The 7,259-nt window shown below is 68.7% G+C and carries 7 protein-coding genes, 1 tRNA gene and 1 pseudogene; 5 read left to right on the forward strand and 4 right to left on the reverse strand.

The genetic code is table 11. The features are described 5' to 3' along the window. Positions 1-190 precede the first annotated feature (190 nt). A complete protein-coding gene (locus BN11_RS25185; RefSeq protein ID WP_053084084.1) occupies positions 191-529 on the forward strand; it encodes a C40 family peptidase in 339 nt (112 codons plus the stop codon). 326 nt (positions 530-855) lie between these two features. On the opposite strand, the gene BN11_RS11605 is transcribed toward BN11_RS25185, so the two are convergent. Then, on the reverse strand, positions 856-1,389 hold the full coding sequence (locus BN11_RS11605) for a macro domain-containing protein (RefSeq protein WP_048697863.1): 534 nt from the start codon (positions 1,387-1,389) through the stop codon (positions 856-858). 100 nt (positions 1,390-1,489) lie between these two features. Here BN11_RS11605 and BN11_RS11610 point away from each other — a divergent pair, with 100 nt between their 5' ends. Continuing rightward, positions 1,490-1,861, forward strand: a complete 372-nt coding sequence (locus BN11_RS11610; protein WP_048697864.1) for a PH domain-containing protein — start codon at positions 1,490-1,492, stop codon at positions 1,859-1,861. Positions 1,862-1,869: 8 nt separating this feature from the next. On the opposite strand, the pseudogene BN11_RS11615 reads toward BN11_RS11610, so the two are convergent. Then, positions 1,870-2,812, reverse strand: a pseudogene (locus tag BN11_RS11615) (1,4-dihydroxy-2-naphthoyl-CoA synthase). A gap of 324 nt (positions 2,813-3,136) precedes the next feature. Here BN11_RS11615 and BN11_RS11620 point away from each other — a divergent pair. Next, the gene (locus BN11_RS11620; RefSeq protein WP_048697867.1) at positions 3,137-3,337 is read left to right on the forward strand and encodes a hypothetical protein; all 201 of its coding nucleotides are present in this window, start codon (positions 3,137-3,139) and stop codon (positions 3,335-3,337) included. Positions 3,338-3,392: 55 nt separating this feature from the next. On the opposite strand, the gene BN11_RS11625 is transcribed toward BN11_RS11620, so the two are convergent. Next, positions 3,393-5,042, reverse strand: coding sequence for an MDR family MFS transporter (locus tag BN11_RS11625; protein ID WP_048697870.1), 1,650 nt, complete (start codon positions 5,040-5,042; stop codon positions 3,393-3,395). 64 nt (positions 5,043-5,106) lie between these two features. Between BN11_RS11625 and BN11_RS11630 the strand changes: the two genes are divergently transcribed. Together BN11_RS11630 and BN11_RS11635 are read left to right on the forward strand one after the other, a co-directional pair. Further along, on the forward strand, positions 5,107-5,736 hold the full coding sequence (locus BN11_RS11630; RefSeq protein WP_048697871.1) for a TetR family transcriptional regulator: 630 nt from the start codon (positions 5,107-5,109) through the stop codon (positions 5,734-5,736). 126 nt (positions 5,737-5,862) lie between these two features. Then, a tRNA-Arg gene (locus tag BN11_RS11635) sits at positions 5,863-5,935 on the forward strand. 1 nt (position 5,936) lies between these two features. On the opposite strand, the gene BN11_RS11640 is transcribed toward BN11_RS11635, so the two are convergent. Further along, positions 5,937-7,259, reverse strand: a 1,323-nt coding sequence (locus BN11_RS11640) for a YlbE family protein (RefSeq protein ID WP_235435451.1), incomplete at its 5' end; no start/stop codon positions are given.

Below are 7,259 nucleotides of genomic sequence, written 5' to 3' on the forward strand. Positions count from 1 at the left end.
CGCCAAGCCGAAGCCCAAGCCGAAGCCCGCCCCGGTCGCGACCACGACGTCGGCCACCGCCGCAGTCGCCGCGCGCACCGAGACCGCCCCCGCGAGCCGGTCCACCACGCGCACCTCGACCCCGTCGAACAGCTCGAGCAATTCGGCGTCGAACACCCCGAAGGCTCCGAGCACCCCGACCACCCCGCAGGTGCCGGCCAATGGCGGTGTCCTCGCGATCGCCGCGTCGCTGTCCGGCATTCCTTACGTCTACGGCGGATCCACCCCGGCCGGCTTCGACTGCTCCGGGTTCACCAGTTACATCTTCGCCAAGGTCGGCATCTCCCTGCCCCGCACGGCCGCGGGCCAGCAGGCCGCGGCCACCCCGGTGAGCAACCCGCAGCCAGGTGACCTGGTCTTCTTCGGCTACCCGGCCTACCACGTGGGCATCTATGCCGGCAACGGAATGATGTACGACAGCCCGCGCACCGGCCTGTCCTCGGGCCTGCGCGCGATCTGGTCCTCCTCGGCCACCTACGGCCGCCCATAAGACTCAGTCGTCCCGCAGCGGGCGAGAGGTGCGGATCTCGCACCTCTCGCCCGCTTCGTCAAGCTCCGGGCAGGATGGGCGCCGGGGGTGGTTGCTCACAGGTTGGCTTGGGGCGATCGACTGCCTCGGCGCACTGCTGATGGAAGGACCGGCGATGTCCACATCCCACGAGACCCCATCCCGGGCGGCATACCCGCTGCCCACCAGCCGTCAGGGCGAGTCCGATCTGCCGGTGATCCAGCCCGTCGCGCTCTGCCCGGCGGCCTGGGTCCAGGACGCCGCGCCGCCGCCCGAACGCTCGCAGCGCCAACGGTATGCCGCCCGGCTCAGTCGGGCATTTCCATCCGCGCGTCGATCCAGGTCTCCTTCGCGTCATGGCTGAAGAGGACGAAGCGGATCTTCTCGATGCCGCCGCGCTTGTGCTTCTCCATATCGGCCTCCGCCATCGCAATGCGGGCCACCTCGAGGTGGTCCCACCCGTAGACCCCGGCGCCGATGGCCGGGATGGCGATGCTGTGCGAACGCAGCCCGCGCGCGAGGCTGAGGCTATTGGCGAAGCAGCGGCGCAGGACCTCCGGATCCGTTTCTCCCGCATGGCGATTCGGGCCCACCGTGTGGACGATCCACTTGACCTTCTTGAGGTTGTAGGCCCGGGTGGCGATGGCGTCCCCGGGCGGCAGACCGTCTGGGAGGGTGCTGGAGCGCAGGTCCTTGCACTCCTCCAGCAGCCCTGGCCCGGCGGCCCGGTGGATGGCGCCGTCGACGCCGCCGCCGCCGAGCAGCGAGGAGTTGGCGGCGTTGACGATGACATCGACCTTTTCCTTGGTGATATCGCCCTCGACGATCTCGATCCGTCCCATGGCCCCACGGTATGTCGCGTGGCAGGCTTGGTGGCGACAGCGCTCCCGGCCAGCTGCACGGCGGGGTGAGCGTGCCGCATACGACGGAAGGGCACCAGCGATGGCGGACGAGATCTATTACGACAAGAAGGACCAGCTGCAGATCGTCCAGAACTCACTGCTGCCCGACGAGACCGTCTTCGCCGTCTACGACGGCAAAGAGGTCGGCACCGGGTTCATCGGGCTGACCGACCGGCGAGTCATCTTGCAGGACAACAGCTTCGTCGGCGGGAGAGTGGCGGTGACGTCCGTGCCCTACAACAAGATCACGGCCGTGTCGTATGCGTCCAATGCGTCCGTCTTCGGCCGGTTCACCGAGGAGACGACGGTCGCGATCCACACCTCACACGGGACCTACGAGGTGCTGTTGCGCGGCTCGGAGAAGGCCAAGCACACCCACGACGTGATCCTGCACTACGTCGTGCATTCCTAGCGTTCCGGTCAGTAGTACCAGGGGTAGGGCGACCAGTCGGGGTCGCGCTTCTCGAGGAACTGGTCGCGGCCCTCCTGGGCTTCGTCGGTCATATAGGCCAGGCGCGTGGTCTCGCCGGCGAAGAGCTGCTGGCCGACGAGGCCGTCGTCGATGAGGTTGAAAGAGTACTTCAGCATCCGCTGCGCCGTGGGCGACTTGCCGTTGATCAGCCGCCCCCACTCCAGCCCGGTGGCCTCCAGATCCGCATGCGGCACAGCACGATTCACCGTCCCCATGCGCACGCCGTCCTCGGCGGAATACTCCTGGCCGAGGAAGAAGATCTCGCGGGCGAACTTCTGGCCGACCTGCCGGGCGAGATAGGCCGAACCGAAACCGCCGTCGAAGGAGCCGACGTCCGCGTCGGTCTGCTTGAAGCGGCCGTGCTCGATGCTGGCGAGGGTGAGGTCGGAGACGACGTGCAGCGAGTGGCCACCGCCGGCCGCCCAGCCGTTGACGAGGGAGATGACGACCTTGGGCATGAAGCGGATCAGCCGCTGGCACTCGAGGATGTGCAGGCGGCCCAGGCGCGCCTGGTCGATGGGATTGGGGGCGGCCTGGCCGGTCGCGGTCGACTCGTGCTCGGTCTCGTACTGGTAGCCCGCGCGCCCGCGGATGCGTTGGTCGCCGCCGGTGCAGAAGGCCCACTTGCCGTTCTTCTCGCTCGGCCCGTTGCCGGTGAGCAGGACGCAGCCGACGTCGGCGGAGGGGGCGAGCGGGCTCCAGCACCCGCAGCAGTTCGTCGACCGTATGCGGCCGAAAGGCGTTGAGGACATCGGGGCGGTCGAACGCGATCCGGACGGTGCCGTGCTCCTTGGCTCGGTGATAGGTCAGGTCGGTCAGGTCCTCGAAGCCGGGTATGCCGTCCCACCGGTCGGCATCGAAGATCTGGCTGACTCCCTCGATCGCACTCATGACGGGCAGGCTATCCGGGCGGGATGGTCAGCTTGAATCCGAGGTGGGTGGGGTCGAGTCCGAGGCGCTCGTAGAAGCGCTGGGCCTCGATCGCCGGTCAACGCCTCGGCGAGCACCACGGCCGGCACGCTCGGCGGCCACCTGCCGCGTTCACCCTGGCCATGCTCATAAAGTACGCATGACGCCATCATTGCCAGCAACAGCAGGCCCGCCACTCTCGCCGCATACAGCCGGAATACGAGGAGCGATGCTCCCGCCCGTCCGCCATGCTCAGCGCGGCCCCGGGTTCCTCGTATTCCGAATGTCCGGCGTAGCCTGCTGCGCATGCGGATTGCGTCCGGAACCGTGATCGTCCTGCTCGTGGCCCTGATCCTGCTGGGGCTCGGCACGGCGATCGTGATCGCCTCGTGGGACGACAAGCCGGTGGCGATCTCGGTGCTGGCCATCATGGGGATCGGGACGATGGCAATGGTCAACGGGGCGCTGCAGGCCCGCCGCTACGACCGGGACAATCCGCGCCGCTGAACGACGACAGCGGGCCCCCCGAGAGGTCCAGCTGTCGCGCCGAGTCGGATGCCGGTCAGCGCCGGGTGTGGGCGAAGCGCTCCTCTTCCTCGTCCTGGATGGACTCGGGGGAGAGGGTGGCCATCGAGTCGAGGAGTTCGTGCTGCGCCTCCTCGTTGCCGGACGGGTGGTTGGTGGTGCGCAGCGAGACCGACTTGATCAGCGCGGTCGCGACGAACACCGCGGCGAGGATGGGCAGCCCGAGGACGAAGACCTCGTGCAAGCGCTCGGCGAGCCCCATCCGCACGGCCTCGGCCACGGGTGCGGGCAGCTGGGCCATGACGCTCGGATCGAGAACCGATCCGGCTCCGATCTCCTGACCAGAGGCCTCGGCGGCACGCGCCGCGGCGGGGGACAGGTGGCGCAGGATCGCGTCGTGCAGGCCCGTGGTCATCACGGTGCCGAAGATCGCGATGCCGACCGTGGACCCGACATTGCGGAAGAACTGGGTGGAGGCGGTGGCGACGCCCATGTCCGTGAAGTCCGCTGCGTTCTGGACGAGCAGGGTGTATTGCTGCATGCACAGACCCAGGCCGACGCCCAGCATAACCATCGCCAGCGTCAGCTGACCTGACGTGGCCTCGTGGGTCAGGCGCGTGAGCAGCCAGACTCCTGCGGCGAGCGTGGCGACGCCGGCCAGCATGACGGCCTTGTAGCGGCCGGTCTTGGTGATGATCTGGCCCGCGACGATGCCGAAGATGATCAGGCCCGCCATCAGCGGCAGCAGGATCAGGCCGGAGTTGGTGGCGTTGACGCCGATGACGCCTTGGGCGAACACGGGGATGTAGATGATCGCGCCGAACATGACCATGGCGACGCCGAAGGCGGCGACATTGGACAGTGTGAAGATCGAGTTCTTGAAGAGGCGGAGCGGCAGGATCGGTTCTGCGGCACGGGATTCGGCCCACACGAACGCAGCGAGCAGCACGGCGCCCACGGCATACAGTCCGAGGATGACGGCGGAGGACCAGGCGTAGGTCGTGCCGCCCCAGCTGGTGGCGAGCAGGATCGCGACGAGCGCGGGAGCCAGCGTGGCGATGCCGAGCGCGTCGATCTTGGCGTTCCGGCGCTGGTGCGGCAGGTGCAGGAAGCGCGCCACGACGGCGGTGGCGGCGATGCCGACGGGGATGGAGGACCAGAAAAGCCAGCGCCAGCCGAGGTTGTCGGTGATCCAGCCACCCGCCAGCGGGCCGGCGACGGAGGTGACGCCGAAGACGGCGCCCATGAGGCCCTGATACTTGCCGCGGAAGCGCGGAGGGATGATGTCGCCGATGATGGTCTGCGCCAAGGGCATCACGGTGCCCATGCCGAGGCCTTGGATGGCGCGGCCGGCGACGAGGGTCCAGAAGTTCGGAGCGAGACCGCTGACGAGCGAGCCGAGCATGAAGACGATCAGGCCGGCGATATAGAAACCGCGGCGGCCGTAGAGGTCGGAGAACTTGCCGACCACCGGCACGACGATCGCGGAGACGAGCATGGCGGCGGTCGCGACCCAGGAGTAGTGCTCCATGCCGCCGAGTTCGGCGACGATCAACGGCATCGCCGGGCCGACGATGGTCTGGCTGATCGAGGCGACGAACATGCCGAGCATGAGCCCGATGAAGATGCGCCGGCCGGTGGCGTCGAGATGGAACTCGGTCTCGGCCGGGTTGGAAGTCGTGGTCACGGGTCAAGTGTAGGCGAAAGTTGCAGAGTCTGCAAAGTTGCAGTTACTGCAGTATGATGGGTGCATGACTTCCGTGGCGGACCACCCGGTCCTCGTCGACGAGGACGCCAACTGCGGTCTGCGCGAACGCAAGAAGCGCGAGACCCGGCGGGCCATCCACCGCGCCGCACTGGAACTGGCCTCGGACAGCGGTATGGACGCGCTGACGGTCGATGCCATCGCCGAGCGCGCGGGGGTCTCGCCGCGCACCTTCTTCAACTACTTCCCGGCCAAGGACGACGCCCTCGTCGGGGCCGACCCCGACGACGACGTGGACCGGCTGCGCCGCTTCGTGGCGTCCCGCCCGGACACCGAGTCGCCGCGGGAGGTGGTGCATGCGCTGGCGCTCGACCGCGTCGCCGGCCTCGAACTCGATCGGGAGCTGTGGGATATGCGCCGGGAGCTGACCCAGCGCGAGCCGGCCATCGGGCTGCGCGTCCTGGGCGTCTACGCCCGCGCCGACCGCGCCGTCGTCGAGGCCCTGACCGAGCGGGCCCGAGCCGCGCGTGCGTTGTCCCTCGATGACGAGCTCGCTGTCACCGTGGAGACGTATGCCGCTCTGGGCGCCTTCCGCGCCGCCGTCCGCGCCCACCTCTCCGGCTCGCATGCCGCGACCTTCGCCGAACTCGTCGACCGCGCTTTCGCCATCCTCTGACGCCCCTTCACCCCGTCGAAAGTGCGCGACCCGCCGCAATGCGTGAGCGATGACGGCGTGTCGCGCACTTTCGACCGGGGTCTGGGGCTCCAACTAGACTGTCCCGGCCGGCATACCCCGGCCCCCGCCCTCGTAGCTCAGGGGATAGAGCACCGCTCTCCTAAAGCGGGTGTCGGACGTTCGAATCGTCTCGGGGGCACTCAGGACGTGGCGGCGAGAGCCGTCAGGGCGGCGGTGAAGCACTCCTCCGGCGGGTTGACCAGGCCGGCGCCGACCTGGCCGACGCCGGCGACGCGGCCGGCCATACCCGTGTTGATCTGCGGGAGGATGCCGGTGCGCACGACCTTGGTGACGTCGATTCCCGTTGGGGTGCCTCGGAATTCGAGGATCGGGATCTGGTATGCCGGGTGCTCGCCCTGAGTGATGGCGTACATCCGCTGGGTCGCCTGGAGAGCGAACGGCACGTCGCCACCGACGAACTTCACGATCGCCGGGGCCGCCGCCATCGCGACGCCGCCGATGCCGCCGGTCTCGGTGATCGCCGAGTCACCGATGTCGGGGTTGGCATCCTCCGGGCCGTACGAGCCGAGGAAGAGCCCCTCGGGCGTGTTCGCCGGGCCGGTGAACCACTGCTCGCCGGTCCCGGAGACGCGGATGCCGAAGTCGGTGCCGTTGCGCGCCATCGTCGTCACGATGGAGGAGCCGGGTATGCCGTGGGCCGCGAGGGTCGCGAGCTTGCAGGCGGGCATTCCGAGGTTGAGGAAGAAGTGCTCGTTGGCACCCGAGAAGCGCACCGCCTCAGCGATATCCGACGGTGAGCCGTCCGCGGTGATGAGGTTCGGCAGCAACTCCCGCAGCAGCATCAGGGACCCGGCGCGGTTGCGGTTGTGGCCCTCGTCGCCCATCTGCAGCATCTGTGCGACGATCGCCTTGATGTCGATCCGCTCGGCCTTGCGGATGGCCTGCTGCAGCAGCGGCCCGAGGACCGAGTTCATCCACTGCAGTCGCTCGATGACCTCGGGACCGTAGGCGCCGTAGCGCAGCACCTTGCCCAGGCCCTCGTTGAGCGAGCACCACGAGCGGTTGTCGTGGACCGGGTCGTGCAGTTCGTACATCCACATGCTCGGGCTGACGACACCGGCCATCGGACCCACCGCATCGCGGTGGTGGCACGGTTCGAGTGTGATGCCCTCTCCCGCAGCGAGTTTCGCCTCGGCCTCCTCGGGAGTGTCGGCCATGCCCTCGAAGAGCATCGCCCCGATCAGCGCACCCTTCATCGGCCCGCTCGCGCGCTCCCAATCCAGCGGCGGCCCCGCGTGGAGGAAGGTGCCCTTATCCAGCCCGACCGCCTCCGACGCCGGTCGCACATCGACGAAGTCCGCGCCGGCGGCGGTCATCCGGTCGAAGGCAAGCTTGTTGGCGGCCTCGCGGCGCTGGTCGAGCAACACCGAGCGCAGGGCCGCCGTGTCCGAGCCGGCGAGCGGCGGCTGCCAGCGCGCCTCCGTCACCGTCACCGCCCGGTC

The sequence above is a fragment of the Nostocoides australiense Ben110 genome, from assembly GCF_001050535.1.
Taxonomy (GTDB): Bacteria; Actinomycetota; Actinomycetes; order Actinomycetales; family Dermatophilaceae; genus Nostocoides_A; species Nostocoides_A australiense.